Origin of the sequence: Allobosea sp. OAE752, from assembly GCF_050433265.1 — a bacterium.
GTDB lineage: Bacteria > Pseudomonadota > Alphaproteobacteria > Rhizobiales > Beijerinckiaceae > Allobosea > Allobosea spartocytisi.
The window spans coordinates 105396-131226 of record NZ_JBNPXO010000012.1; the positions used below are offsets into that span (position 1 = coordinate 105396).

A 25831-nucleotide genomic window follows, 5' to 3' on the forward strand; every position below is an offset into this window, starting at 1 on the left:
GGTATTCAGCCACCTTTTTCGGCCTTTTGACGAACTTCACAACCTTACCCATGCCGGCTCGCCAAGAGCGCCTATTTCGCTTCGCGCGAGTAGAGCTCGGCGTGCTTGATATCTGTATGGCCGACGGTGTCCATGATCCCTCGGGGGAGACCCGCTCCCCCCGCGCAACCGCTACCGCTCGAGATCACTGAGAAATAGTTTTCGGAAGTTCTCGTCATCGAGTTCCCTCCGGATGACCGCACAGGCATCGTCCCTTACGTCAGCCGGGATGGCCTCGGTCGATCCCGTGGAAGCGGCGAACCTTAGGCTGAGACGCTCGATGGCCAAGATGTGGATCCTTTGCAGCTCGGCTCTCCCGCATTCGACGGCTTGCCAATCTGGGGGTGGAATGCCCAGCTCCTCGGCCAGCTGACTCCGAGACATGCCCATCGCCTTGCGCAGGACCATGATCTCGCCAAGCGTCATGATTGCCTCCCAATTGATCCGTGCGCCGGCAACTCAACGTTGGTTAGGCATCTGCGTTCCAGAGGTTTAACGCGAGGCACGGAAACGGGCGAGGCCTATCCGCCAGAGACGGAGTGATAGACGCCGCCGGAAACGCGGGAGCGCCGGTCCTCCTCTTCGGGTATCAGAAGACACGTGTATACACGCCCCCGGGGCTCTCTCGTTGAAACAGTTCGACGAGCTGGTCGGGTAAACATCGCTGCGTGCGACGATGGCCCTGCTCGGAAGGATGGGCGCCCGGATCGTCGATGCTGACATTCCATTAGCCTTTTCTGCTGTAGCGTCCCGGGACCTGATCGCTTTGTCCCCCCGGAGCATCAGGAACCTGGGACGCGTTTCGTTCACGCAGCCCGAAGCCCCGCCCTCACCGGCGGGGTTTTCCATTTCGAGGACGCCGATGCTCAGCCTCGGCCTGACCGAGTTCGAGAGAAAGGCCAAGAGCATTGGCGGCGTCTCCACCAAATGCCGTTCGGCTGGCGCTCTGAACGACGCGCTTTTCAAGGCCCGGGACCGCATCAGCAACAACAGCCCGCCTCACTCGGTCACGGTGCGGAACTCCAGCTTCGTCCGCGCAGCCCTGCAGGTCGAGAAGGCAACCAAGGCAAATCTGAGCGGCGCCGTCGCTGGTCGCCTCGGCAGGGCCAGCCTCAAGCTCCGCCCAAGGGAGGCCCGAAGATGGCACGAAGCAGGCTGGCCATCTCCAGCACACAAGCGAAGGAACAGCGCACCGCCAAGGGCGTGCCTAAGCGCCTACGCCCCAACCAAATGCCAACACGTTCCTCAAAGGTGAATGCCATCTTCCAGCGCGTAGGCTGACAGCCCAAAGGCAGCAGGGTCACGAGGGGAAGCGCAGGGACAGCAGTACGGACAAGCGCCGCGTGCAGCTCTTGTAGACGCTCAAGCTCCGCGGCAAGCCCATTTCTCACGTGACGATCGAAGACGACGTGACGGGAGCTCCGATCAAGATCGGTGTGTACGATCCTGAGCGAGAAGCTACCGCGCAGAAGTTTCGCGCGATCGCCATGGAGCTGGGGACGCCCGCCGACGAGCACCACAAAGCCTACATGAGCGGCCTGAATGTCACCTACCGGACTAGATCAGATGATTATAGGGCTATGCAGTACCTGCGAGATTGGTGCGATCGGAAAAACGTGCCTTTCACGCTTGAGGGTTTGCGGAAGCCGCACGCAAAGGCTTTCTGCAAGGAGATGGGTCCGATCGACGAGGACAACAGCCGCGGCATTCAGATGGAGGTCGACACCAACCTCGATCCGGTGACCCGCAAAAAATATCTGACCAGGTTGTCTGCCTATTGGTCGGACATGGCGCAGAACGAGAAGGTAAGGGTCAACATCTGGGAAGACTGCAAAATCAGCGTGCCCAAGAAGCCGGCTCACATCAAAGAGCGTCACTTCACGAACGACGAGGTTCGCAGGCTCCTGATGGGCCCTGCCAAACAGGCGATGAACGACCTCATGAAACTCGGCGCCCTCTCGGGCGCGCGTATCGATGCTATCGTCTCGCTGAAGGTGGGAGATACAGCCGACGGTGCATTCACCTTCAAGGCCATGAAGTCGGAGCCTGGCCCCCGCGACGTCCCGATTCACCCAGATCTGGAGGAAATCGTGGCGCGCCGTTCCCTTGGGAAATTGCCCACCGACGACTTTTTCCCTGAATGGCCGCCCGTCAAGAAGAAGGACAGCATGCGGGAGCGGTCATTCAAGGCCAGCAACCAGTTCACGGACTACAGGAGGCAATGCAAGGTCGACGACGTCCACGCGCGGGTCAAAATCGCTCCCGACGGTAGGCGCCACTACGATGATGAGCCGATTTTACCGGGGGAAGATACCTCGGGAATGCTCAAGCTGCGTCGGTCCCGCGTTAACTTTCACAGCTTCCGGCGGTGGTTTATCACGCGACTGGAGCAAGCAGGCGTCTCGCCGGATCTCGTCTCAGCGATGGTTGGGCATGGTCGGGCTGGTACAACCATGAGGATCTACTCCGGCGGCCCCTAGTTCGAACAGGCCCGACAGGCGCTCGCCTTGTTGAAACTGCCTGAATTGACTGACGGCCCCACTCCAGAACCGCGGGCCCTCCGCCGCGCCCGATAGGAGCCAGCCGCTTTGCCCGCCGATTGCGGCAAGGAGACAACTTGGCTGCCCCTTGCGGCCGCCGATCACCTGATCACGTGCGCGGCACATCAATGCCAACGGCCCCGGGGTCACCGGGGCCGTCTTTCGCAATTGGGCGAGCGATCAGATGACCGCTGGCGGCACGCGCCCGGTCGCCGTGGCGTCGCGGACATACGGATCGGCGTTCTCGTCAAAGCGCGACCAGCCGCCAGCGCGGTAGTCGGCCTCGCGGGTCGAGCGGTCGATCGGCGTGGCGCCGTCGAGGATCGCCTGGACGGTGGCTTCGTGCTCCGGCTCGGTCCGTACGGAGACCACCGAGCCGCCGCGGCGAACCGTCTCGGCATAGTAGTTGGCCTCATCCTCGTCGTGGCCTTCCTTCACGAAGGAGCCGACCAGTCCGCCGGCGGCGGCACCGGCGACGGCGCCTGCCGCCGTGGACGCCAGCCAACCGGCCGCGACGACGGGACCAACGCCCGGAATCGCGAGAAGTCCGAGGCCGGTCAGCAGGCCAGCGGCGCCGCCGACGCCCGCGCCGATGCCGGCGCCCTCTGCGGCATTGGTCTCACCGGTGTCGCCATCTCGTCCGACGATGCTGATGTCGCTGCTTGAAACGCCGGCGGCCTCCAGCTGCTCGACGACCGAGCGGGCGGTGGCGTGATTGTCGTAGGATCGGGTCAGGGTGCGGGTCATGTCGTTCTCCAGAGTTCGGGGTGCGAGCGGCACGGATCAGTTGCGGGTGATATTGCCGCGATAGTCGACGGACACATTGACCTGCGCACCGGAATGAGTGGCCGTTCCTTTCCAGACGCCGTTGCCGTCCTTCTTGAGGGCGCCGACGTTGGAATAGCCGTTCGACTCCAGGCGGCTCTTGGCCTGGCCCTCGGTGAAGCTGTTGGCACCCGGCAGCGGGGCGTTCTTGTCGGCATCGGCCTTGGGCGCCGGCATGGGCGATGTCGTCGACGTCTGGGCCAGGGCGGCGAAGGACGTCGCGGAGGCGATCAACGTTGCGATGAGCAGCTTCTTCATGATGGTCTCCATTAGGCAGGTGGCGGCGTTCGCCGAGATGCGAAAACAAACGGCAAGTTGCCCGCCAAAGTTCCAACGCCAAGCGCTCGAAGAGGGAGGAACACGGAGCCTCGGCGCCCGTTTGGCCTCCACCACCCACCCAATGCTGGAGGAAGACCATGGCCACGACGCCGAAGCCGCTCGACGACCTGTTCCACGACATGCTCAAGGACGTCTATTACGCCGAGAAGCAGATCCTGAAGACGCTGCCCAAGATGGCGAAAGCAGCTCAGTCCGCAGAGCTCAAGAAGGCCTTCGAAACCCATCGCGAGGAAACCGAGGGCCATGTCGAGCGCCTCGCGGAGGTCTTCGAACTTATCGGTAAGGCCCCGCGCGGCAAGACCTGCGACGCAATCCTCGGGATCATCGAGGAAGGCAAGGCGGTCATCGAGGATTACCGCGACAGTCCGGCGATAGACGCAGGCCTGGTGGCGTCCGCGCAGGCTGTCGAGCACTACGAGATGGCCCGGTACGGCACGCTCAAGGCGTGGGCGCAGCAGCTCGGCCACAAGGACGCAGTGAAGCTCCTGGACGCAACCCTCGCCGAGGAGACTAAGACCGACAAGGCGCTGACGCAGCTCGGCGGTCCGGCCAACAGCGCTGCCGTGGCGAAGGCCGCCTAATGCTGCGAAGCCTCGGCGTTGCTATCGCCGAGGCTTCAAAAGAAAAAGGGCGGGCGCCTTTCGGCGACCGCCCACTTGCGAAGTCGCAGCCGCTTAGGCCTTATCGACGACGTTCTTAACGGCTTCCTTGCCCTTGCCGAGCGCCTGCTGGGCCTCGCCCTTGCGCTCCTGCGCCACGCCTTCGGCATGCAGCCCGGGCTTGTCCATCGCTTTGCCGGCGGCCTGCTTGACGTTACCGGCGGCCTCGTTGGCCATGCCCTTGATCTTGTCGGTCGTGCTACCCATCGGAGCATCTCCTATAACCTTACCGCCCATGCGGCGTCGTGGGTTCCAACGCCACCTCGGTTGGGATGTTCCGGATCACCCCGCGGCGGCGGCGACCTCCTCGGTTACGATCTCGAAGCACTGGAGCACGTGAGGCCCGAAGGTGTGGATCATGGGGATGTCGGCAGCGTCCCGCCCTCGTGCCACCAGTATGCGACCAATCCGCGGCGTGTTGTGGCGCGCGTCGAAAACGTACCACTTGCCGCCGAGATACGCCTCGAACCAGGCGTTGTAGTCCATCGGCGCGGGGTCCGGGGGAACGCCGATATCGCCGAGGAAGCCGTTGCAGTAGCGAGCGGGAATATTCATGGCCCGGCATAGCGCGATGGCGAGGTGTGTGAAGTCACGGCAGACGCCGACGCGCTCATACATCGCCTGCGCGGCGGTACGAGTGTTCCTGGCGAACTGGTAGTCGAACCTAATCTGCGCATTGACGTAATTGCAGATCTGCTGGACGCGGTTCCAGCCAGGAGCGAAATTGCCGAACAGGCTCCATGCCGCGGCCGACAACTCGTCGACCTCGCAGTACCGACTGGACAGGAGGTATTCGATGACCTCGGACGGGAGGTCGTCCGGTGGGACCTCTGGCGCGTCCTTGTCCCACTGGTCGGGGACGCCGGCATCACGGACGATCATGTCGTTTGTGAAGAGTGCGCCGCCCGTGGGCACCATGAGCCGCCGGCACCTGTTCCCGAACCCGTCGGTGTATTCGCGGACCGGCACGTCCGTGCCGTCGGCAAGCGACGTGACTTGAGGCGTCTGGCCTCCGACCACATCTCCGTCGCGGCTGGGGTGCGGGTCGAGCAGCGTCATGCACGAGAGGGGCTGCGTCGTGGTGATCTCGATGCGGTAGCCGACGCGGATATCCATGCTGCGATCCCGATGGTGACGGTCAGTAAATCGCAACACCTCGGGATGGCCGCTGTTCCTCCCGCCTTTGGCGAGATTTCAGGCATCTGTGCCGGCTCCGATTATCGCGGAACCGCACCTGCTGCTTTGCGGCCAAGAACGGCTCTTTGCAGAGCCACGCCGTCTTTTCGGCACAGTGGCTTCCAATGTCGGCAGGCCGATAACGATCGGGCGCCGCCTTCTTAAAGTACCGGCCCTTTCGGCTATCCGATTGCTGAATATCCGAGTCCGATCAACTCGGGTTCTCCGTTCGCCTCGGTGCATTTTTGCAGAAAAACATAACAGAGTGCTATCAGTTAGTGCATGCCGCGATTCAACATCGATTCGTCAGACGGCGCCGTTCCCATCATCGACAATGAGGGCTCCGAGTATCCGGACGCGCAAGCTGCTCGTAAAGCCGCGCTCAGCCTGTTGCCCGACATGGCGCGTGACGAGATGCCCGACGGGGACGAGCGCACGTTTTCGGTATCCGTGAGAAATACTTCGGGACGTGCGATCTACAGCGCTAGGCTCGCGCTCAAAGGCTGGTGGCACATCGATTAGCGGAACGACTGGACAGCGCGTCGATCGCGATAAACGCAGGGGTCGCGAAGCCGAGATGCGGCGTGTGGCGGAACGAATCCACAATGCCGACGTATTGGAATTCATGCCGCTGCACTGGTTCTCACCCCCGGTCTATGTCGCGACCTCCAACCCCGGGGAGCGCTACGCTGTCAGCAATGTCGAGCGTGCAGCGGAGTACCTCCTGAGTTGGCGTCATTCCGGAGCGGGCGAGAGTTGGCGCGAAGCGGTCGCCGTCTGCATGGCAGCCCTCAAGGGAGGCGCGTCTGTAGCCGATGCCAGATCGACATTCGAGGCGGCCGCCCGGGAATGCGGGCGGCTGGTCTAAACGATGGACTCCCGCGCACCCGGCACGGCGGCACACCGCGCGGAGAGGCTTATCGCCAAGTTTGAGAGCTGAGGGCGGAGGCCGTCACAGAAGGCTTCTTACCGATGGTGTACTTGCTGGACGAAGCCTTCAGCGGCAACGGCGCCAGGCCGAACACAACCGAGGTCGGGCTGCGGAATCCGAACCGCAGGGGAATTCTTGATGCTGGGCTTTCGGTGAGGGCGTACCTTGCAACGTCTGTCTGGTCGCGTGCTCGCGGCAACATCGGAACCAAAAGAAGGGTCGGCAATTCATCGCTCAGAACAAGGAGGGAGCGCAATGTCCAAGCCCGAGGACGACACAGTCGGCCAACCCCGGCGAGCGACGGACAGCAGGCCTCGGCCCGGCTCGGGCACGCCTGCGGCAGAGCGATCCAAACCGGATAAACAGATTCCTCCCGCGACGGAGGACGGCGATCGAAAGCCCTCCGCATCCTGGAGCCCGATCGACCCGGGCCGCCCGGTCGCGAGGAAGTAGCGCCGATGGCGGTGGTCGGAGCGGCGGCTGTAATTGCGGCGCGGTGCGCTACCGGGCGGCCGGGAACCCGATGAGGACTGGAGTCTGTCACTGCCAGACGTGCCGGCGCGAGACGGGGTCGGCTTTCATGGCTTTCGCGGTGTGGCCAAGCGATGCGGTTCGGGTGACGGGCCGGACCAGTCAGTGGACAAGTTCGACCGACCACCGGACGTTCTGCCCAAGTTGCGGATCGACGCTCTTCGCGTCCAGCGATGGCAGCAACGAGATCGAGATCCGCATCGGTTCCCTCGACGACGCTCCGAGCACGCTTACCCCCCAGTACGAGTTGTGGGTGCCGCGACGGGAGCACTGGCTGTCGGCCTTGCAGGGCACGGACCAATTTGAGGGCAACCGCGACAGCGCGAACGTTTAGAAGGCCGGAGAGACGCTTTTGTCTCCGAATTGGCGCAAGGCGAATGCCAGCGCGGCAGCGACCGCCAATTGATTGAGCGCGGAGGAAGCCAGTCGTCCGAACTCGCAGTGGATTGTCTGCTTCCCTGTCGCGGTCGCGCAACCTACAATTACGCGACCGATTGGGTTGCCGTCCTCGTCTGGAGCGTCGCGGGTAACACCGGTAACCGACAGAGAGACCGTGCCAGGACTCCGTGCGAGCGCACCCTCGGCCATCGAGGCCGCCACGCGGCGGTGAACCGCGGTGCAGCTCTAAGCAAATCCCTCGGTACACCCAGCATCTGCGACTTGGCTTCCTTGGTGTAGGTCAGGAAACCGCCATCGAATGCAGTCGCAGCGCCGAAACAGCAAGAAAGCGTCTGGCCGAGCAAGCCGGCGGTGCACGATTCCGCCACCACAACGCGCTCCTTTCTCGCAAGGCAGTGCGAGATGAGGCGCTCCGCCAGTATCCCGGCGCTTTCAAGCCTGTCTAAGCGTAGTTCGCTAACGCCCTCCTCGTCGGAGGTATGGTTTGGCCTGGGGGGATACGGGGGGTCTGGCGATGGCATTGCGGCTACGGCGTGTTCGCTGGCTTCTGACAGTAAGCTGAGAACCGATCGAGTGTGCACCGCGATCGGGCCTTTTGTACTGCCAGTCCGGCCGCGACCCTATCCTCGAAGCTCCTGAGGCGGGCAGACACATTGCGCAGCTCGCGAGCCTCGTTTGATCCTTCGGCGGCTCCGAACAGCTCCTCGAAGCGCTTCAAGGCCAGCGCGAGTTCCTCGAAGGTCCGAATTGGATCCGTCGTCATGTGAGATGGCCGTTCGCTCGTGCTAAGTAGACCTGATGTTTCCGCTCGGGCGATTGGCGGGCGCAGCCGACTCCTGGTGATCGGACGCCCCCGCGGCGTGCTTTTCCGCTGCCGCGCCCTCCCGATCGTTGACGTCGTATGGCGGATGGGGACCGCTGGAGTGGGCTGAGCGGGGATTGGGGCCTTGCCTCTCTTCACGCTCATTGCCTGGCTGGCCCGGCCGCGCGGGCGTTTTGTAGTTTCCGAGAGCTGGCGTTGCCCCAGCGCCCTGCCCGCGCTCCTCCCAATTCTTCATCGCCGCGACCAAAGCAGCCAATTCGGCCGCCTCCGGCGACCCTTCTCTGGCATCGGCAAGCTGGTGGATTTTGGCCGCCGCCGCTTCGTAGGCCGCGATCGAATCGATATTCACAGGCTTCGCCTCCTCTGCGTTCCAGTCGGCCACGATGCGCTCCACCACGCCGCTGCCGGGCGAAACGATGCGGGTGCGCGAGCCGGGCTCGCAAATGAGCCAGTCGTTACCCATTCTGCGGATCGTGAGAGTCTCGCTCACGGACAGCCCGCCAGGGTCTTCCTGCGAAGTTCGGTTTCCACGGCTTCCGCCGTGGGCCCGACCTCTCGGACTGCCTCCTCAAGCTGCGATTTGGACACCCCAAGTCTGTCGGTCCAGTAGCGGACTTCGCGTTCCTCGCTCACATCGATGCGAGAGCGGTTCTGGTGTCCGAGATTAGTATCGTCGTCTGCCATTCGATCCTCCCTTGAGCGGATCAATGGATGGCGAGACTACTAGTTCCGGTGCGCCAGGGCTTCTGCCTGACCTTCCGCACAAGGTCGACGCATTCTTTGAGCAACAAGGTCGAATCCGGCGCTAACGCGGCGACGGCGCGGCGTTCCGCTGGCCCTAAGGCGTACCGGAGAGGGAGGCTCGCGACGCTCGTTCCTCAACGTAACGCAATCGGGAGGCTGCCGTATTCGGAAGACCCTGCGTGTCGAGCTGCTCCAGGCGAGCAATTGGGCAAGCGAGGTCTCGTTCAGCATGTCGCGCAGGTGGTGCGCCGTAACGTAAGCGTCAGGCATGGCTCGGTGCGCGGGCAACCCGACCTCGTGCACGAGCCCGGTCGGCCGTCTCAAGTAACGGAGCATCTGGTTCAGAAGCGCGGCAGATCAGGCCAGAGCCGCAAGGCGCACTTCCAGGTGCAGACCCACTGCGCGCCTCCAGTTAAACCCGGCCGGCAGAAGCGCTGTTCAAAGGCCGCTCGGTGCGCCGCCAGCGCGGCAAGGCCGCCCGCCGGGCGGAGCACGGAAGATGCAATCTCTTTCCAGAACGGTGCTCCAGCCACGTCCTCGTCGCGAATGTGGTGCACCGCCATCGTGTCTGGAGAGATCAGCCTGCCGGGGTTCACGAGGTGGGCGCCGCGCTCCTCGGCAAGCTCCCACCGGCCGTCCGCGCCGATAGCGACATCCTGCCAGCCGACCTCGCAGACATCGTGCGGCCCCCTCGCCGGCCGTCTCCAGGTCGATAACTCTGATGCGCTCCATGAGCCTGAGATCAGCACTGTAACTGGCCAACGCAAGTCAGCATCAGCTCAGGCTTCCGCGTTGTCTGGCTGGATCGCCTGGGCGCTAGGGCCGTGGAACACGCGACAGCCACTCAAGTTGTCTCGACAGTCGGGGGGCTTCCAAGGAGACGAACCCATGAAGAAGTAACCTTGTGATCGCGGCGGTTCTGATGGCTCCCGCTCTGGCCCATGCGCAGAACCCGGAAGGCGCGCGCGGCGGCGCGGCGGCGGGTGCAGCCACGGGGGCCGTGGGAGGCGCGATTGTCGGCGGCCCGGTCGGCGCGGTTGTGGGCGGTGTGGGCGGCGCGGTCGTTGGCGGGATCGCCGGCGATGTAACGCCGCGCTTCAAGACCTACGTGCGCGCCAACGAAGTGCCGTCCTACACCTACCGCGAAGACGTTCGGGTTGGAGCGGTACTGCCCGAGAGCGGCGTGACCTATCGCGAAGTGCCGTCCGAGTTCGGCACCAAGGGCTATCGCTGTACGGTCGTCAACGATCGCACAGTGATCGTCGAGCCACAGTCCCGAAGGATCATTCAGGTCATTGAATGACGGATCACTTCGCCAGGCTTAAACACTAGTAATCTATGACAAGGTCCGGCCACGTTACGCGAGGCCGGACTTTTCTGGGGCCGGCCCGGAAGAGAACCGCGTCGTCTCGCTGCGGGCATTATTGAATATCTGCGGCCGAGGTCTGCTACCGCTGGTGACGATCTCCACGGCTTCTCGCTAGCCGGATCGGCCCGAGCAATTTCCAGGACCCGGGATCTTCTACTGCGGCGGCGCGAACGCTTGCCTCCATGTCACGAAACCACGCCCAGCCTCTGCCATGACGGAACTCGATGCCCCTGCCCTCGCACAGCGGCTTATCGGGGTCGCATTGCTGGTCGACGGCGTGGGTGGAACGATCGTGGAGACCGAGGCCTACACGCGCGACGATCCGCTTCGCACAGCTTCCGAGGGCCCACTCTTACCAACGCGGCCATGTTCGGCGCGTCTCTTCACGCCTACGTCTACCGGTCCTATGGCCTGCATTGGTGCCTCAACGCCGTCGCGGTCGACGGAGGCGCGGTTCTCATTCGCGCGCTCGCTCCGGAGCGAGGAATCGATCGGATGGCGGATCGCCGCGGCAGCCCAAAAAACCTTTGTTCGGGTCCCGGGCGGCTTGCGCAAGCCCTCGGCGTCAATGCCAGCCACAATGGACTGAGCCTATCGGAGCCGCCATTTCTTCTGATCGATAGGAGCAGCCCGCCGATGCTGGTGTGCGGCCCGAGAATCGGAATTTCGAGAGCCCTGGACCGCCTCTGGCGCTTCGGCCTCGCCGGGTCCCCTCACCTAAGCCGGCCCTTTGCGTAGCCGCCCCGCCGGTCGGCGGCCAGCGTCGCGGACCAGATTACGGCCGGCAATTTCGCGGCAGCGCCTTCGCTGTGCGATCTTCTCTGGCGTTCCCAGCGCGAAGCTAGCTTTGCTGCAAGAACGCCCCTCCACTTGCGGTGAGACTGCCCACACAAAGCTGGCCACGACCGGCAGACCCATCTCATCCCGAGCGGACACGGCAGCCTTGTTGTCCGTTCAGGCCAGAGTGCGGACACTGGGCTCGCGGGCCCATTGGCGCGTGCGCGCGGGCTGCAGGAAATCAGCCGCTGAATTGCCGAGCGCGACCACGCCGTCGTCTGGCACTACACCGGCCTTGTCGAGAAGTGGCTTGGCCTCTGCACTGTAGCCGATCGCCTTGAGATGCCCGAAAGCGTCCTTGGCAAAGTCGATCGCCGCACCCTCTTTCAGCAGCGCGGCGCAACCGGCCTCCGAGACAATGATCGCGATCGCGTCGAAGAGCACAGAGGGCGCGCCAGCGAGCTGGCCATCGGCCTTGAGAGTCTTGCCATCCTTGAGCTTCACCCCGCCGATCTTCGGCGCGACGATCTTGACGGCTCCGCCATCGCCTTCGACGGCAGCCTTGACGGCTGTGATCCGGGCTCCGTCCGCCCCATCAGAGACAAGTATGCCGACAGTCCGGCCCTTCAGGGTCTCGGGGTACTTGCCGACGATGCGGAGTGCCGGCGATGGCTCCATGTCCATCGGGATCGCTGCGGGCTTCGAACCCTTCGGGAGAGGCATGGCGAGTCCGTCTGCAACGCGCTGCGCCAAGGCCTCGTCGACATTGACGAGGTTCGACATCACGCGGTTGCGGACATGCTCCAGCGTGACCTTTGACAGCTCGAAGACGAGTGCGCTCGCGAGGTGGGCCTGCTCGATCTCACTCTGCGAGCGGAAGAACAGCCGCGCATGGCTGTAGTGGTCAGCGAAACTCTCCGCGCGCAAACGCACCTTATGCTCCTCGACCGGGATCGCCGCCGTCCGGAAGCCGCCGACAGGGTCCTCGCGCGGGCCTCCGTCTTCGCCAGCCTCGGCAAGGCTGTTCGGTTCGTAGTTCGCGCGGCCGGTGAAGACTTGCGTCTGCATATGTCCGTCGCGCTGCAGGTTCTGGAAGGGGCAGCCCTTGGCTCTGTTGATCGGGATCTGGTGGAAGTTCACGGTCCCGAGCCGCGAGAGCTGCGTGTCCTGGTAGGAGAACAGCCGGCCTTGCAGGAGCGGGTCTTCCGAGACATCGATGCCAGGCGGCATATTGGTTGGCAGGAACGCGGCCTGCTCGGTCTCGGCGAAGAAATTGTCCGGGTTGCGGTTCAGCACCATGCGGCCGATCATGCGGATCGGCACCAGCTCCTCCGGGATCACCTTGGTTGCGTCGAGGATGTCGAAAGGCAGCGCGTCGGCTTCGTCCTGGCTGAGCAGTTGCACGCCGAATTCCCATTCCGGGAAGTCCCCCTTGGCGATGGCCTCATGCAGATCGCGGCGATGGTAGTCGGGATCGGCGCCGGCGATCTTCACCGCCTCGTCCCAGCATGTCGATTGCGTGCCGAGCTTTGGGCGCCAATGGAACTTGACGAAGGTCGGCTCGTCCTTGTCGTTCAGCAGGCGGAAGGTGTTGACGCCGAAGCCTTCGATCATCCGAAGCGAACGTGGGATGGTCCGGTCCGACATCGCCCACATGATCATATGGGTCGCTTCCGGCATCAGTCCGATGAAGTCCCAGAAGGTATCATGGGCGCTGGCGGCCTGCGGGTAGCCGCGATCGGCCTCCATCTTCACGGCATGGATCAGGTCGGGAAACTTGATCGCGTCCTGGATGAAGAAGACCGGGATATTGTTGCCGACGAGGTCCCAATTGCCTTCCTTCGTGTAGAACTTCACTGCGAAGCCACGCACGTCGCGGGGCGTGTCGACCGAGCCTGCTCCACCGGCCACCGTCGAGAAGCGCGTGAAGACCTCGGTCTTGACGCCGACCTCGGTCAGCACCTTCGCGCGGGTGAAATCGCCGAGTGATTCCGTCAGTTCGAAGAAGCCATGGGCGGCCGAGCCGCGGGCGTGAACGATGCGCTCAGGGATGCGCTCGTGGTCGAAATGCTGGATTTTCTCACGGAGGATAAAGTCTTCCAGCAGCGTCGGACCGCGACCGCCGGCCTTCAGCGAATTTTGGTTGTCGCTGATGGGAACACCATGATTGGTGGTGATCCGCGCATCGGCTGCAGAAGCTGCTTGATGTAGCTCGCCGCCATTGCCGACCTTGGCTTTGGAACCGGAAGCATCGTCGCGGGGGGAGCGGGCCATCGAACTTTATCCTTCATTGGCTAGCCAGCCGCTGATCCGCGTGACGAAATCGCGGCTGCATGCCAAGCGCTGGGAACGACGCGCGATCGGTTGGACGAAGACCAGGCAGAGTGAACCCGCCATGGCACAGTCCTGTGAAAACGACGTGGAAGGTTTCTAAGTTCCCGCTCAGTCTTGTGGTTTCTGAGGGCGACACGGAAGCTTCGCTGCAAGACAGGAATGGTTTGCCGATCAATGCAAAGCGCGCGGGTTGGGAGACCATCCTCGATTTGGGGTCCTCGAACCGCGCTGGGAACCCTCGTCATGACAGCTCGTTGCGCCTAGGCGGGGGGCGGCATGGCGGCGCATTCGGGATCACGGAAAGTCATCTACGCGGCGCTGGCAGGGAATTTCCTGATCGCGGTGACGAAATTTATCGCCGCGGCTTGGACTGGCAGCTCGGCGATGCTGTCGGAGGGCGTTCACTCCCTGGTCGACACAGGCAATGGCGCGCTTCTGCTCTATGGCTTGAACCGGGCCGCTCGGCCACCCGATCTCACGCATCCCTTCGGGCATGGCCGTGAACTCTATTTCTGGAGCTTCATTGTCGCGCTGCTGGTTTTCGCGATTGGGGCCGGCGTTTCGCTGTACGAGGGCGTGACGCATGTCATTACGCCGCATCCAGCAACGAACCTGACCGCGAACTATGTCGTGCTCGGCCTCTCGGCCCTGTTCGAAGGCTATTCCTGGGGGGTCGCGCTGAAGGAATTCAAGGTTGCCAAGGGCTCGCTGAGCTACTTCGCCGCCGTCCGGCAAAGCAAGGATCCGAGCGTCTTCACGGTGCTGTTCGAAGACACCGCAGCGCTACTCGGCTTACTCATCGCATTCATCGGCATCACGGCAGCGGCTTATTTCGAGCGGCCGGAGCTCGATGGCGTGGCCTCGATCCTGATCGGCGTCATTCTCGCTGCCACCGCGATGCTTCTCGCACGGGAAAGCAAGGCCCTACTCATCGGAGAAGCCGCTCTGCCCCATGTGCAGGAAGAGATCAGGGCTGCAGTCGAGGGTGATCCCGATGTCGAGCGTGTCAACGGCATGACAACGGTTCATCTGGGGCCCGATCAGATCGTCGTGGCTCTGAGCCTCGAATTCAAAGATGACCGCTCCACGGGGGATATCGAGGATTGCGTGGAGCGCATCGAAGCGAGGCTGAAGAAACGCCGCTCGGACATCGTCTCGATCTTTGTGAAACCGCAGACCTCTGCCGCTTGGCGGGAAAGGCGTGCCAAGCTGGTCGAGTAGGATTCGGTCTCGCCGGAGGCAGCGCTTCTTGGCGTTCTGTTCTCTCAATAGCCCGGATAGGCATGCCGCTTCAGCAAGCCGGCTAGATGTGCTGCATTGCGCGCGAGCATTCGGTTCGCCTTGGCGGTGGTTTCAGGAATTTCGTCGAGATCAATGAAGTTCACGCTGCCCATCGCCTCGCCGACCCAATAGGTCGGGCCGCCCGCCGCGATCGTAAACCCGACATCGAACAATGCCTGGGCGATTTCAGCGGAAACGTGATGGGCTCCATCCTCATTGCCCACGACGGCGATGGCAGCGACCTTGCCATAAGCAGGCGTTCGGTTCTGATCGTCCGCTTCGTCGAGGAAGGCATCCATGCGCTCCAGAACGCGCTTGGCGACGCTCGATGGCTGGCCTAGCCAGATCGGGGTGCCGATGAGCAGAATGTCGCAAGCATCGATCTTGCGCCTGAGCGCCGGCCAGTCGTCGCCTTTCCCTTCGTCGGAGGAGACACCCGGCTTGATGTTGAGCGCAGCGACTCGAACGATTTCCTGCTTACAGTTGGCGGGGAACTCATCGAGAGCCGATTCCAGGATGCGCTGGGTTGAAGACTCACCTTCGGATTTCAGGGTACAATTGAGAGCCAAGATTTTGAGCGTCATTTGGAAATCCAATCGTTTTTGAGGCTGAAGGCCGTTCTGGCGAACCCACCTGCGGCAGGGGTATTCAGCGATCTTTTCGCGACGGCAAAAGCGTCCCGAGCAGCGAACGCGCGGTATTGGTGACCACGTTGCCGGTTTCGGGATCGCCGCTAATCAGGGCGCCCGCCAATCCACGCGCCTGAGCGAAGGTAATGTGAGGCGGTAACGGCGGAATGTTTGGATCGGTGACCATGTCGAGAACGAAGGGCCGGTCGGCCGCGAGGGCCTCGTCCCATGCCGGCCCGACCTGCTCGGGGTCTTCGACGCGACGCCCGCCCAGACCCATGAGCTTCGCGATATCGGCGTACGGGATATCAGGGAGATCCTGGCTGGTCGGCCATTTTGGGTCGCCGGCCTGGATGCGCTCTTCCCAGGTCACATAGGCTAGCTCGCGATTGTTCAGCACCATGACAATGAAGCGGGGATCACTCCACCGCTTCCAGTATTTCGCAATCGTCACGAGTTCGGACATACCGTTCATCTGCATCGCGCCGTCGCCGGCTAGAGCAATCGCAGGCCGGCCAGGATGCGCAAACTTCGCTGCAATCGCATAGGGAACAGCACAGCCCATCGTGGCCAAAGTGCCGGAAACGGATCCCATCATCCCGCGCCGAAATCGGAGATGCCGGGCATACCAGACGGTCGTGGTCCCGCTGTCGGCGGTGACGATGCAGTGGTCCGGAAGGCGATCCGACAATTCCGATGCCACGCGCTGGGGATTGATCGGCGAGGCCTCAACCAATGCGCTGTCCCGGGCTTCTTGCCAGGCTTCGCTGACATTCGCCTCAATCGTCGTACGCCATTCGCCGTCCGCCTTGGGTTTCAGCAGAGGGAGGAGAGCTTCCAACGTTGCCGCCGCGTCGCCGATGAGATTGACCTCCATCGGATACCGTAGGCCCAGCATGCCTGCATCGATGTCGATCTGGACGCCGCGGGCCTGTCCCGGCGCCGGCAAGAATTCCGTATACGGAAAACCGGACCCGACCATCAGCAGCGTGTCGCAATCCCGCATCAGGTCCCAGCTGGCCTTTGTGCCGAGCAACCCGATCGACCCGGTGCAAAACGCCACGTCGTCCGGGACAGCGGCTTTGCCGAGCAACGCTTTAGCGATGCCTGCCTTCAGCTTCTCCGCCGTGGCGAGCACGGCATCGGTCGCGCCGAGCGCGCCGGCGCCAACCAGGATCGCGACCTTCTTCCCTGCGTTGAGCACATCGGCCGCGCGCTGCAGAGCCGGCTCGGCGGGAACGACCGGCGAGAGTTCGATCCCGACACCGGAATGGGTCATGCCGTGCTCGCGCGTCGGCTCCTCCATGGTTTCGAGCTGAAGGTCGTTCGGTAGAATGACGCAGGTAACGCGACGTTGCGCCTCAGCGATCCGGAAGGCGCGGTCAATGAGGTGTGGCACCTGGGTGGCGACAGAAGCTGTCTCGACATAGGCGCCGGCAACGTCCTTGAACAGCGACTGAAGATCGAGATCCTGCTGATAGTGGGAACCCATCGCCGAGCGAGCCTGCTGCCCGACCAACGCTACGACCGGACGGTGATCGAGCCGCGCGTCGTACAGGCCGTTCAGGAGGTGCACGGCTCCCGGTCCCGAAGTCGCGATGCACACCCCGACTTTTCCCGTGAAGCGGCTCTCGCCCGATGCCATAAGGCTCGCCATCTCCTCGTGCCGGGCCTGGACGAATTCGATGTCTTTCTCTCGCCGCTGCAGGGCCGCGATCAGTCCGCCGATGCCGTCACCTGGATAGCCGTAAACGCGCCTGACACCCCATTCGTGCAGTCGGCTCCAGATGAAATCCGAGACGGTGTGGGCCATTAGGCTCTCCAGAGGATTGGGCAGCGCAGACGCGGGACATAGTTCCGTCGTCCACGAGCGCTGTTCCCCCAGCGCTTTGACTCTAAGCTGAACAGCCCGATTCAAGGGAGGTTCCCCTTTTGCAGCGGCCGCACCGAGACGACGCACGGATGCTCGAATTTTGATGCACCGCACCGGGCCTAGCTCGATATGCGGGCGTATGAGCGCTGAAAGCCGGCAGTCTGGAACAGGTGGAGCTTGACGGGTGTTTGGCAAGGGTTCCCCAGGAGCCCTCAATGTCCGATCGTAGCGAGCTAGCGACCCCTCCCCTGGCCTATCGCCCAGAGTTCAAGCAGCCCGAACCGCAGGAACGCGCGACCGAGAATGGGCTCGTCTCGACGCTTCGCAGCATCAGCGAAACGACCCTCAAGGAAGAGGGCCGCCCGCTACGCAGCGTACACGCCAAGAGTCACGCGCTGCTCCATGGCGAGATGACGGTGAGCTCGGACCTGCCGCCCGAACTTGCTCAAGGCCTCTTTGCCACGCCCGGCAGCTATCCCGTCATCATGCGGCTCTCGACGATCCCGGGCGATGTTCTTGACGACGATGTATCCGTGCCTCGCGGGCTGGCCATGAAGGTGATCGGGGTCGAGGGCGACCGCCTCCCCGGCTCCGAGACCGAGGCCGTTCAGGATTTCGTGCTGGTCAATGGACCAGTCTTCGCCGCCCCCAATGGCAAGGCCTTCCTCGGAAACCTCAAGCTCCTGGCGGCGACCACCGACAAGGTCCAGTTCTTGAAGAAGGCCCTGAGCTACACGTTACGGGGCATCGAGACCGCGGTCGAAAGTGTCGGCGGCAAAAGCGCGACTCTGAAGCAGCTCGGCGGGCATCCGGCTACGCATCCTCTCGGCGAGACATATTTCAGCGCCGCCCCGATCCTGTTTGGCGAGTACATGGCCAAGGTCCAGCTCGTCCCCGTCCTCCCTGAATTGACCAGCCTCACCGATCAGCCGGTCAAGGTCTTTGGGCACCCGGACGGGCTGCGCGAGGCTTGCAACGCCTTCTTCGCCCATCATGGCGGCCGCTGGGAACTTCGTATCCAGCTCTGCACCGACCTTGAGACGATGCCGATAGAGGATGCGAGCGTCGAGTGGCCGGAGGAACAGAGCCCCTATCGGACGGTCGCGACGATCAGTGCCCCCACTCAGATCGCCTGGGACGAGGAGAAGTCGCGCGCGATCGATGACGGTCAGTTCTTCAGTCCCTGGCATGGGCTCGCGGCGCATCGTCCGCTCGGTTCGATCATGCGGCTGCGCAAGGCTGCCTATCGCAGCTCGGCGCGCTTCCGATCCGATAACAGCGGCTGCCCGATGCACCAGCCCCGGAGGCTGGAAGACGTCGATCTGCCCGCCTGAGCGGCCACGACTCGCGAGATGCGAGCTATTCCACTTCCAGGGAACTTCATTCGAGGCGACCTGTTTGAACCTCATCAGCGGCCGGGGGGTCATCATCATCGGATTGGAGCGCTCCGGATGTTCCAGACTCAACCCGGCCCGTCCGGTATTCCAATCCAGGTCACGATCAATGGCGAGCCGCGCCGCATCGCGGTCCAACCCTCGACCACGCTCCTTGACCTGCTCAGGCACGATCTGGCGCTGACGGGCACGAAAAAGGGGTGCGATCATGGCCAATGCGGCGCTTGTACCGTCCTCATCGACGGCCGTCGCATCAATTCGTGCCTTCAGCTTGCCGTCATGCAGGATGGCAAGGAGATCACCACGATCGAGGGCGTCGGGCAGGCCAGCCAACTGCACCCGTTGCAGCAGGCCTTCATCGAGCGCGACGCCTTCCAGTGCGGCTACTGTACGCCTGGACAGATCTGCTCCGGCATCGCGCTGATCGAGGAAGGGCATGCCGCCACGCGAGACGAGATCCGCGAGTTGATGAGCGGCAATATCTGTCGCTGCGGCGCCTATCCCAACATTGTCGACGCGATCGAGGACGTGCTGGTCCAGCGCTCGGGCGTCAGTCGGGAGGCCGCTGAATGAACCGCTTTTCCTATCATCGCGCAGAAACCCTTGCGGACGCGATCTCACATCTCCGGGGCAACCCGGCCGCAGCGATCATCGCAGGAGGGACGAACCTCGTCGATCTGATGAAATACGAGGTAGAGCGCCCGGGTGAATTGGTCGATGTGACAGGTCTCGACGAACTGCGCGGCATCTCCGAGACCCCGGATGGCGGGCTGCGCATCGGCGCGCTCGTGCCCAACAGCGACGTCGCCTATGACGAGCGCATCTACGCGCGCTATCCGCTGCTGGCCCATGCCGTGCTCGCAGGTGCGACGCCGCAATTGCGGAACGCCGCCACGACGGGCGGCAATCTCAACCAACGCACCCGCTGCTACTACTTCAACGACGTCGCCACGCCCTGCAACAAGCGCGAGCCGGGCTCAGGCTGCGGCGCGATCGGTGGCGTCAACCGCATCCATGCCATCATTGGTGCAAGCGACCACTGCATCGCGACGCATCCCTCGGACATGTGCGTCGCATTGGCGGCGCTCGATGCTGAGGTCGAGGTTGTCGGGCCGGATGGCAAGCGGCGGATCGCCTTCGCCGACTATCATCGCCTGCCCGGAGACGAGCCTCAGCGCGACAACACCCTGCGCTCAGGCGAGATCGTCGTCGCGGTAACGCTGCCGCGAGAGGCGTCAGCTTTCGCCGGGAACTATAGCTATCTCAAGCTGCGCGACCGCTTGTCCTACGCCTTCGCGCTGGTGTCGGTTGCGGCGGCTCTGCAAATCGATGGCGGCCGGATCGCAGCGCCGCGGCTGGCGCTCGGCGGCGTGGCGCACAAGCCTTGGCGCAGGTCGGAAGCCGAGGAGGTTCTCGTTGGCATGTCCGCTGACGACGCATCCTTCTCCCGCGCCGCCGATATCCTGCTCGCAGGCGCCCAGCCGCACGAACACAACGCCTTCAAGATCGATCTCGCGCGCCGCGCGATCGTTCGCGCGCTGTCTCAGGCGGCGTCCGGCACACCGCAGTCCTTGACCGACAAGCGGATCGCGTGAGGAGAACGCCATGCTGAGAAACGATCCGCATATCGGCTCCCCCCGCAACCGCGTCGACGGCCCGGCCAAGGTCACAGGCGCTGCAACCTACGCCGCCGAGTTCGCTACGGGCGATCTCAGCTACGGCTACATCGTCGAAAGCGCGATCGCTCGCGGGCGTATCCGTTCGATCGATGTCACCGCGGCGGAAGCCGCGCGCGGCGTGCTAAAGGTCTTCACGCACGAGAACCGGCCGCAGACCGCGTGGTTCACCTACAAGTACCGCGACCAGGTCGGACCTCCCGGCTCACCGTTCCGCCCGCTCTACAGCGACGAGATTCAGTACAACGGCCAGCCCATCGCGCTGGTCGTGGCGACCAGCTTCGACGCAGCACGCGACGCCGCCGCACTCGTCACGGTCTCCTACGACGAGGGTCCGCACCTCACCGATCTGAGCATCGCACGCAGCGATGCCTACGAGCCCCCCAAGAAGCGCATGGGCATCGCCCCTCCGCCCGATCCGCGCGGGGATGCCATAAAGGCGTTCAGCGAGGCCCCGGTCCGGGTGAGTGCGGAATATGCCATCGCTGCTGAGCACCACAATCCGATGGAGCCGCACGCGACGACCGTGATCTGGGAGGGGAAGGGTAAGATCACCGTCCATGACAAGACGCAGGGCGTCCAGAACAGCCAAGCCTATGTCGCCAGCGTGTTCGGGCTTTCGAGCGACGACGTCCGCGTTGTCGCGCCTTATGTCGGTGGCGGCTTCGGCTCGGGCCTGCGCCCACAGCACCAGCTCTTCCTCGCCGTGATGGCGTCACTGGCGCTCAAACGCTCGGTGCGCGTCGAGCTGACGCGTCAGCAGATGTTCAGCCACGTCCACCGGCCGGAGACGATCAATGCCGTGTCGCTCGGCGCCGATGCCGGCGGCAAGCTGGTGTCGATCCAGCACCACGCAGTCGCCGCGACCTCGCAGTTCGAGGATCACCAGGAGAACGTCGTCAACTGGTCGGGCATGCTCTATCACGCGCCTAATGTCGACCTGCGCTACGAACTGGCCAAGCTCGACATCTACTCTCCCGGAGACATGCGGGCGCCGGGCGCGCCGCTCGGTCTGTTCGCGCTCGAAAGCGCGATGGACGAACTGGCGATCGCGGCGAATATCGATCCGATCGATCTGCGCCTGCGGAACTACACTGACCATGATGAGAACAATGGCAAGGCCTTCACCTCGAAGGAGCTCCGGGCCTGCTATCGTGAGGGCGCAGCACGGTTCGGCTGGACCAAGCGCATCGCACAGCCGAGCTCGATGCGCGACGGCCGCGAGCTGATCGGCTGGGGCATGGCAAGCGGCGTCTGGGAGGCGGGAATGATGAAGACAGCCGCGCGCGCGGTCTTCACGGCCGATGGCCGCCTCGAACTCTCCTGCGCGACCTCCGACATCGGCACCGGAACGTACACCATCCTGAGCCAGATCGGCGCCGAGACGCTCGGCCTGGAGATGGAGCAGGTCACCGTGAGGCTGGCAGACTCGACCCTTCCGGCTTCACCGGTGCAGGGCGGGTCGTGGACGGCGGCCTCAGCTGGCAGCGCTGTGATGGCAGCGTGCCAAGAGTTGCAGGCGCAGCTCTTCAAGCTGGCGCGGAAAGTCGATGGCTCGCCGCTGGCGGATGCCAGCTTGGACGACATCGCCTTCGCGAATGGCAGCATCCTCCTGCGAACCAACCCCGCGAAATCCGTTTCCCTGGCCCAGGCTATTGCCGCGTCTGGCGAAACGAAGCTGGAGGCGGAGAAGAGCGCCAGCCCCGGCTTGATCGGGGCGATGCGCTACGTCTCCTATACGCATTCGGCCGTGTTCGCAGAGGTGCGGATCGACGAGGAGCTCGGACAGATTCGCGTGACGCGCGTCGTCAACGCGGTCGCGGCCGGGCGCATACTCAATCCCAAGACCGCCCGCAGCCAGATCATCGGCGGTGTGGTTTGGGGCATCGGCATGGCGCTGCATGAGGAGACCCTGACCGATCACCGCCTCGGTCGCATCGTGAACCACTCGCTTGCCGAATATCATGTCCCGTCAAACGCCGACATCTACGACATCGACGTGGTCTTCGTCGAAGAGCAGGACGACAAGGCGAGCCCGATCGGCGTCAAGGGACTCGGCGAGATTGGCATCGTCGGCACCGCGGCCGCCATCGCGAATGCGATCCACCACGCGACAGGCAAGCGCCTGCGCAGCCTTCCCATGACCATCGACAAGCTGTTGGCTGCATGACGGGAAAGGAGAATAGCGTGAAAATCTCGAACCACGACGAGTACGAGGCGGCGGTCGCGCGGGCGAGCTCGCTTTCAAACGCGCCAGATGGCTCTCCTTCCGCGGCCGAGCATGCCGAACTGGTCGCAGCTATCCGATCTTGGGATGAGCAGCATAAAGGCGAAAACTGTCATGGTCCCGAGCCTTCGGAGGGTTTGAACCGGCCGGACGACCTTCGGATATCGGGTCTTCCGGGGAACCTCGGCAAGTTGCGCAAGACCTGAGCAGCTCCCGGCAGAAGCGCGTCGAAGGCAACTGGAGAGCCGCTGCAGCGTTCTTGGCCAGGCAGTAATGGCGAGGCACCAATGTCCGAAAGAGCCGTGGCGTTTGTCGAAGCGTGGATCGCTGAGAATGTGGCCACTGAGGCGTTCCTGGAAGATGGGAACGATGCTCGATTGGAGCAGCTGGCAGGAGTGGCGATCAGTGCAGCTGAGGCTCTGGGAATTTCGGAAAGCGAAATCCTAGAGGAATTCCCAGACCTTCCGTCGCGTTTGGCTGAGGCGGTCAATGGCGCGGTCGACATCGAACTCCGCCGTCAGATCGACAGTGATGACTGAGGCCACGCGGCGCCGCGGATGTCGCGCATGCTACCGCGCGCTTCCATTCGCCCTTGGAGTTATGGGCATCGTCGGCGCCGTAGCACTCGCCGCGGGCAGTCCACGCGCAGACCGTCGCGAACGGAAATGAGCCTCGGTCGAAGAGCGAATGCCCGCCTCACGGCGGGCATTTTGCGTTCAGTGCCGAGGTCATTTTTGAGGAGGCCTCGGCGCCCGCAGATCCGTGGAGCTCTTAGGAGCGTCCCTTGGATCGACCCGGCCGGACTGCAGTTCGCGCTGCGTCTGAGCGTGGTTCAGGTTGAAGCCAATGAATAGCGCCGCGATGATGAAGGCGATCACGGCGACGACGCCGATGGCTGCTTTTCTTGCCTTCTCCGGCGGAGGCGAACTGTCGATCGGCATTGGCGTGCCCTATCCGTTCACGACCGTGCCGCCGTTCGGGTGCAGCACCTGCCCGGACATGTAGCTGGAATCGTCGCACGCCAGGAACAGGAAGCTCGGGGCGACCTCGTTTGGCTGCCCCGGGCGCTTCATCGGCGTGCTTTCGCCGAAATGCTTCAGCTTCTCCCGGCTTGCTCCGCCCATCGGGTTGAGTGGCGTCCAGATCGGCCCGGGAGCCACCGCATTCACGCGTATTCCCTTCTCGACCAGGTTCTCCGAGAGGGCTCGCGTGAAAGATGTGATCGCGCCCTTCGTCGAGCTGTAGTCGAGCAGCTCGCTGGAACCCTGGTAGCTCGTGACGGAAGTGCAGTTGACGATGGCGGCACCGCTTCTGAGATACGGACGCGCGGCCTGCGTCATGAAAAACATGCCGAAGATGTTGGTCTGGAACGTGCGTCGAAGCTGCTCCTCGGTGATGTCGGTGATGTCCTTGTCCGGGTGCTGTTCGCCGGCGTTGTTAACGAGGATGTCGATCTTGCCGAACTGCTCGATTGTCCGGGACACGGCAGCGCTGCAGAACGCCTTCTCACCGATGTCTCCGGCAATCGAGATGGCTCGCCGCCCCTCTTGCTCAACGATGCGCACCGTCTCCTTGGCGTCGTCGTGTTCGCTCAGGTAGACAATCGCGACGTCCGCCCCTTCCCGTGCGTAAAGCGCGGCGACCGCGCGGCCGATGCCGCTGTCCGCCCCCGTGATGAGCGCGACCTTTCCCTTGAGTCGATCGCTTCCCGGATAGCGCGGCTCCCAGTCCGGTCTCGGCATCAGGGCGGATTCGTGCCCCGGAAGACCGTCTTCGTGGATCATGGCGTCTTTGACGGGCATTCGAGTTTCCCTGTGTCGGACTGCGGCGCTCCCGCCGGCCAAATCGCCCCCAGCACTTTGTCGTCGAACCGCCTCGGCAGGGACTAGTTCCCCAGGACGCTTTGCGACCGAGAACGAGCGTCAAGAAACGACCTTGCCGAGGTCGCCATTTGAAAATTTACCCACCTCGAGGGGCATCGCGGCATCCATAATTCGCGTCGCCAGCGCGGCGTCGGGCTCCTCGACGCGCACCGAGACCACCGACCGGCCCGCCGCGTGTTCGCCTGCGTGGCGCTCAGCGTCATTCGCCGGCACGCCGGCATCGACTAGTGCGCCCAGAACACCTCCAGCCAGTGCCCCTGTCACAGCGCCGGACAGGAACCACCCAGTCGCGACGATCGGCCCGACGCCTGGAAGGGTGAGTGCCCCCAGGCCAAGTGCGAGCCCCGTCGCGGCGCCGGCAGCCCCTCCAACGCCTGCTGCCGTAGCCGTGTTGTCGTCACCGCCAGCTTGCTGTCCCAGAAGACCGATCCTCTCCGGCTGAATGCCAGCCTCGGCCAAGCGGACCGCCACGTTCCGGGCATCCTCGAATGTCTCGTAGGTTCTGGTGATCGTCTGGACCTGCAGCATTTCGACCTCCCTGTTGCGAAAAGGGCGAGCCCCGGAGGACCCGCCAAACCCAATTCGCACTACGACGCTGTTTTAGATCTGGCGGCCCTTGCGACCTGCTTCCGACGCGCGCTCGCGGTCATTGGCAAAGTTGCCCGATCCGCCACGCTCGGTACCGTGCGAACCGCTTTGCTGGCGGTCGCCGTTTGACGCGGACTGCTGCCCGCGCTCGTTCCGGTGGCTGTGCTCGCCTCCCTTCTTTCCCGCCTCGCGGGCCTTGTCGGGATTGTTGGCGAAGCCTTGGTTATGAGTCATCACTCGCTCCATAGCTTGCTCTCCGGAGAGCCGGAGAATCTCGGTTCTGAGGTGAGTTGACCGACTGAGCGGTCTTGGAGTGAACGACCCAGGCGATGGGCTGTTCCAACTTCTTTTCAGTGGTGAGCTCTGTGCTCGGCGTTGCGCTTTCGCGTCGCCGCCGCCTTCTTTGCCGATGCCGATCGATCGGCGGCGCTCCGCTCGGCGGAAGCCTTGCCGCCCTTCTCTCCGCCCTTGTGCGCGGCCGGATGGCCGGTTTCCTTCCCCCGCCCGGAGCCGCCCGCCTTCTTCCCACCGCCATCATCCTTGTTGACGGTCGCCCACGCCCGGCGCTCGGCCTCGTTCTCGGAGACTCCGCGCTTCTCGTAGCCCTCGGCGATGTGGTCGGCCTTGCGCTCCTGCTTGTCGGTGTACTTGGATTTGTCGCCCCTTGGCATGGCTGCCTCCAAAATTGGGGGTTAAGCCCTGCGAACAGCATGCAATGACAAAAGTTCCAGACCGATCGGCGAAGCTGCGCCGTCATTGGCAGCGCCTAGCTGCCCGGCTAAAAGGCAGCTTTG

The 25831-nt window shown here is 63.5% G+C and carries 29 protein-coding genes and 2 pseudogenes; 14 read left to right on the forward strand and 17 right to left on the reverse strand.

From position 1 onward, the window contains the following. Positions 1–171 precede the first annotated feature (171 nt). A complete protein-coding gene (locus GGC47_RS24325; protein ID WP_038366308.1) occupies positions 172–465 on the reverse strand; it encodes a helix-turn-helix domain-containing protein in 294 nt (97 codons plus the stop codon). A gap of 965 nt (positions 466–1430) precedes the next feature. On the opposite strand from GGC47_RS24325, the gene GGC47_RS24330 reads away from it, so the two are divergent. After that, a complete protein-coding gene (locus tag GGC47_RS24330) occupies positions 1431–2519 on the forward strand; it encodes a site-specific integrase (protein WP_429069381.1) in 1089 nt (362 codons plus the stop codon). 240 nt (positions 2520–2759) lie between these two features. Here GGC47_RS24330 and GGC47_RS24335 read toward each other — a convergent pair whose 3' ends face one another. Both GGC47_RS24335 and GGC47_RS24340 read right to left on the reverse strand, forming a co-directional pair. Continuing rightward, a complete protein-coding gene (locus tag GGC47_RS24335; RefSeq protein WP_429069382.1) occupies positions 2760–3326 on the reverse strand; it encodes a general stress protein in 567 nt (188 codons plus the stop codon). Positions 3327–3362: 36 nt separating this feature from the next. Continuing rightward, complete coding sequence (locus tag GGC47_RS24340) at positions 3363–3662, reverse strand: PepSY domain-containing protein (RefSeq protein ID WP_429069384.1); 300 nt, start codon at positions 3660–3662, stop codon at positions 3363–3365. Positions 3663–3820: 158 nt separating this feature from the next. Here GGC47_RS24340 and GGC47_RS24345 point away from each other — a divergent pair, with 158 nt between their 5' ends. Next, complete coding sequence (locus GGC47_RS24345) at positions 3821–4324, forward strand: YciE/YciF ferroxidase family protein (RefSeq protein ID WP_429069386.1); 504 nt, start codon at positions 3821–3823, stop codon at positions 4322–4324. Between the two features lie 93 nt (positions 4325–4417). On the opposite strand, the gene GGC47_RS24350 is transcribed toward GGC47_RS24345, so the two are convergent. Both GGC47_RS24350 and GGC47_RS24355 read right to left on the reverse strand, forming a co-directional pair. After that, positions 4418–4609: a CsbD family protein gene (locus GGC47_RS24350; RefSeq protein WP_310094194.1), complete on the reverse strand. Its 192-nt coding sequence runs from the start codon at positions 4607–4609 to the stop codon at positions 4418–4420. A 75-nt stretch (positions 4610–4684) separates the two neighbouring features. Further along, entirely contained in the window at positions 4685–5518 is an 834-nt protein-coding gene (locus tag GGC47_RS24355) for a transglutaminase-like domain-containing protein (RefSeq protein WP_429069387.1), read from the reverse strand. A gap of 342 nt (positions 5519–5860) precedes the next feature. Between GGC47_RS24355 and GGC47_RS24360 the strand changes: the two genes are divergently transcribed. The 3 genes from GGC47_RS24360 (at position 5861) to GGC47_RS24370 (ending at position 7374) form a co-directional block, all read left to right on the forward strand. Then, on the forward strand, positions 5861–6100 hold the full coding sequence (locus GGC47_RS24360) for a DUF6894 family protein (RefSeq protein WP_429069389.1): 240 nt from the start codon (positions 5861–5863) through the stop codon (positions 6098–6100). Positions 6101–6155: 55 nt separating this feature from the next. Further along, positions 6156–6446: a DUF982 domain-containing protein gene (locus tag GGC47_RS24365; RefSeq protein ID WP_429069391.1), complete on the forward strand. Its 291-nt coding sequence runs from the start codon at positions 6156–6158 to the stop codon at positions 6444–6446. Between the two features lie 454 nt (positions 6447–6900). Continuing rightward, a complete protein-coding gene (locus GGC47_RS24370) occupies positions 6901–7374 on the forward strand; it encodes a GFA family protein (protein WP_465247593.1) in 474 nt (157 codons plus the stop codon). Here the strand turns inward: GGC47_RS24370 and GGC47_RS24375 are convergent. From GGC47_RS24375 to GGC47_RS24390, 4 genes and pseudogenes are all read right to left on the reverse strand, one after another. Beyond that, positions 7371–7960 (reverse strand): annotated as a pseudogene (locus tag GGC47_RS24375) (CinA family protein). The gene GGC47_RS24370 and the pseudogene GGC47_RS24375 sit on opposite strands and share 4 nt — an antisense overlap. Positions 7961–8224: 264 nt before the next feature. Beyond that, entirely contained in the window at positions 8225–8752 is a 528-nt protein-coding gene (locus GGC47_RS24380; protein WP_429069394.1) for a hypothetical protein, read from the reverse strand. After that, positions 8749–8946, reverse strand: coding sequence for a DUF3606 domain-containing protein (locus GGC47_RS24385; RefSeq protein WP_429069397.1), 198 nt, complete (start codon positions 8944–8946; stop codon positions 8749–8751). The genes GGC47_RS24380 and GGC47_RS24385 overlap by 4 nt, the downstream gene beginning before the upstream one ends. A gap of 401 nt (positions 8947–9347) precedes the next feature. Then, positions 9348–9755 carry a 3'-5' exonuclease gene (locus GGC47_RS24390; RefSeq protein WP_429069398.1) on the reverse strand — a complete coding sequence of 136 codons (408 nt, stop codon included), beginning with the start codon at positions 9753–9755 and terminating at the stop codon, positions 9348–9350. 173 nt (positions 9756–9928) lie between these two features. Between GGC47_RS24390 and GGC47_RS24395 the strand changes: the two genes are divergently transcribed. Further along, positions 9929–10309: a DUF1236 domain-containing protein gene (locus tag GGC47_RS24395; RefSeq protein WP_429069399.1), complete on the forward strand. Its 381-nt coding sequence runs from the start codon at positions 9929–9931 to the stop codon at positions 10307–10309. A gap of 277 nt (positions 10310–10586) precedes the next feature. Further along, positions 10587–11113: pseudogene (locus GGC47_RS24400) on the forward strand (DNA-3-methyladenine glycosylase). Between the two features lie 216 nt (positions 11114–11329). On the opposite strand, the gene GGC47_RS24405 reads toward GGC47_RS24400, so the two are convergent. Next, positions 11330–13426 (reverse strand): catalase, encoded by a 2097-nt coding sequence (locus GGC47_RS24405; protein WP_429069401.1) that lies wholly within the window; start codon positions 13424–13426, stop codon positions 11330–11332. Positions 13427–13762: 336 nt separating this feature from the next. On the opposite strand from GGC47_RS24405, the gene GGC47_RS24410 reads away from it, so the two are divergent. Beyond that, the gene (locus tag GGC47_RS24410; protein ID WP_429069403.1) at positions 13763–14707 is read left to right on the forward strand and encodes a cation diffusion facilitator family transporter; all 945 of its coding nucleotides are present in this window, start codon (positions 13763–13765) and stop codon (positions 14705–14707) included. A 44-nt stretch (positions 14708–14751) separates the two neighbouring features. Here the strand turns inward: GGC47_RS24410 and GGC47_RS24415 are convergent, their stop codons facing one another. Both GGC47_RS24415 and GGC47_RS24420 read right to left on the reverse strand, forming a co-directional pair. Next, a complete protein-coding gene (locus tag GGC47_RS24415; protein ID WP_429069404.1) occupies positions 14752–15351 on the reverse strand; it encodes a flavodoxin family protein in 600 nt (199 codons plus the stop codon). Positions 15352–15415: 64 nt separating this feature from the next. Beyond that, entirely contained in the window at positions 15416–17209 is a 1794-nt protein-coding gene (locus GGC47_RS24420) for a thiamine pyrophosphate-requiring protein (RefSeq protein WP_429069406.1), read from the reverse strand. Between the two features lie 230 nt (positions 17210–17439). On the opposite strand from GGC47_RS24420, the gene GGC47_RS24425 reads away from it, so the two are divergent. From GGC47_RS24425 to GGC47_RS24450, 6 genes are all read left to right on the forward strand, one after another. Then, positions 17440–18603 (forward strand): catalase family protein, encoded by a 1164-nt coding sequence (locus tag GGC47_RS24425; protein WP_429069408.1) that lies wholly within the window; start codon positions 17440–17442, stop codon positions 18601–18603. 117 nt (positions 18604–18720) lie between these two features. Next, entirely contained in the window at positions 18721–19236 is a 516-nt protein-coding gene (locus tag GGC47_RS24430) for a (2Fe-2S)-binding protein (protein ID WP_429069410.1), read from the forward strand. Continuing rightward, on the forward strand, positions 19233–20258 hold the full coding sequence (locus GGC47_RS24435; RefSeq protein ID WP_429069411.1) for an FAD binding domain-containing protein: 1026 nt from the start codon (positions 19233–19235) through the stop codon (positions 20256–20258). The genes GGC47_RS24430 and GGC47_RS24435 overlap by 4 nt, the downstream gene beginning before the upstream one ends. Positions 20259–20268: 10 nt before the next feature. Then, positions 20269–22509 (forward strand): xanthine dehydrogenase family protein molybdopterin-binding subunit, encoded by a 2241-nt coding sequence (locus GGC47_RS24440; protein ID WP_429069413.1) that lies wholly within the window; start codon positions 20269–20271, stop codon positions 22507–22509. Positions 22510–22526: 17 nt separating this feature from the next. Further along, on the forward strand, positions 22527–22772 hold the full coding sequence (locus GGC47_RS24445; RefSeq protein ID WP_429069415.1) for a hypothetical protein: 246 nt from the start codon (positions 22527–22529) through the stop codon (positions 22770–22772). A gap of 81 nt (positions 22773–22853) precedes the next feature. Beyond that, entirely contained in the window at positions 22854–23105 is a 252-nt protein-coding gene (locus tag GGC47_RS24450) for a DUF768 domain-containing protein (RefSeq protein WP_429069416.1), read from the forward strand. A gap of 189 nt (positions 23106–23294) precedes the next feature. Here GGC47_RS24450 and GGC47_RS24455 read toward each other — a convergent pair whose 3' ends face one another. The 5 genes from GGC47_RS24455 to GGC47_RS24475 form a co-directional block, all read right to left on the reverse strand. Then, on the reverse strand, positions 23295–23507 hold the full coding sequence (locus tag GGC47_RS24455; RefSeq protein WP_429069418.1) for a hypothetical protein: 213 nt from the start codon (positions 23505–23507) through the stop codon (positions 23295–23297). Positions 23508–23516: 9 nt separating this feature from the next. Continuing rightward, positions 23517–24368 (reverse strand): SDR family oxidoreductase, encoded by an 852-nt coding sequence (locus GGC47_RS24460; protein WP_429069420.1) that lies wholly within the window; start codon positions 24366–24368, stop codon positions 23517–23519. Between the two features lie 120 nt (positions 24369–24488). Then, positions 24489–24977, reverse strand: coding sequence for a hypothetical protein (locus GGC47_RS24465; protein ID WP_429069421.1), 489 nt, complete (start codon positions 24975–24977; stop codon positions 24489–24491). A 72-nt stretch (positions 24978–25049) separates the two neighbouring features. Next, positions 25050–25283 (reverse strand): KGG domain-containing protein, encoded by a 234-nt coding sequence (locus GGC47_RS24470; RefSeq protein WP_429069423.1) that lies wholly within the window; start codon positions 25281–25283, stop codon positions 25050–25052. A 104-nt stretch (positions 25284–25387) separates the two neighbouring features. After that, positions 25388–25708, reverse strand: a complete 321-nt coding sequence (locus GGC47_RS24475; RefSeq protein ID WP_429069424.1) for a plasmid stabilization protein — start codon at positions 25706–25708, stop codon at positions 25388–25390. Positions 25709–25831 lie beyond the last annotated feature (123 nt).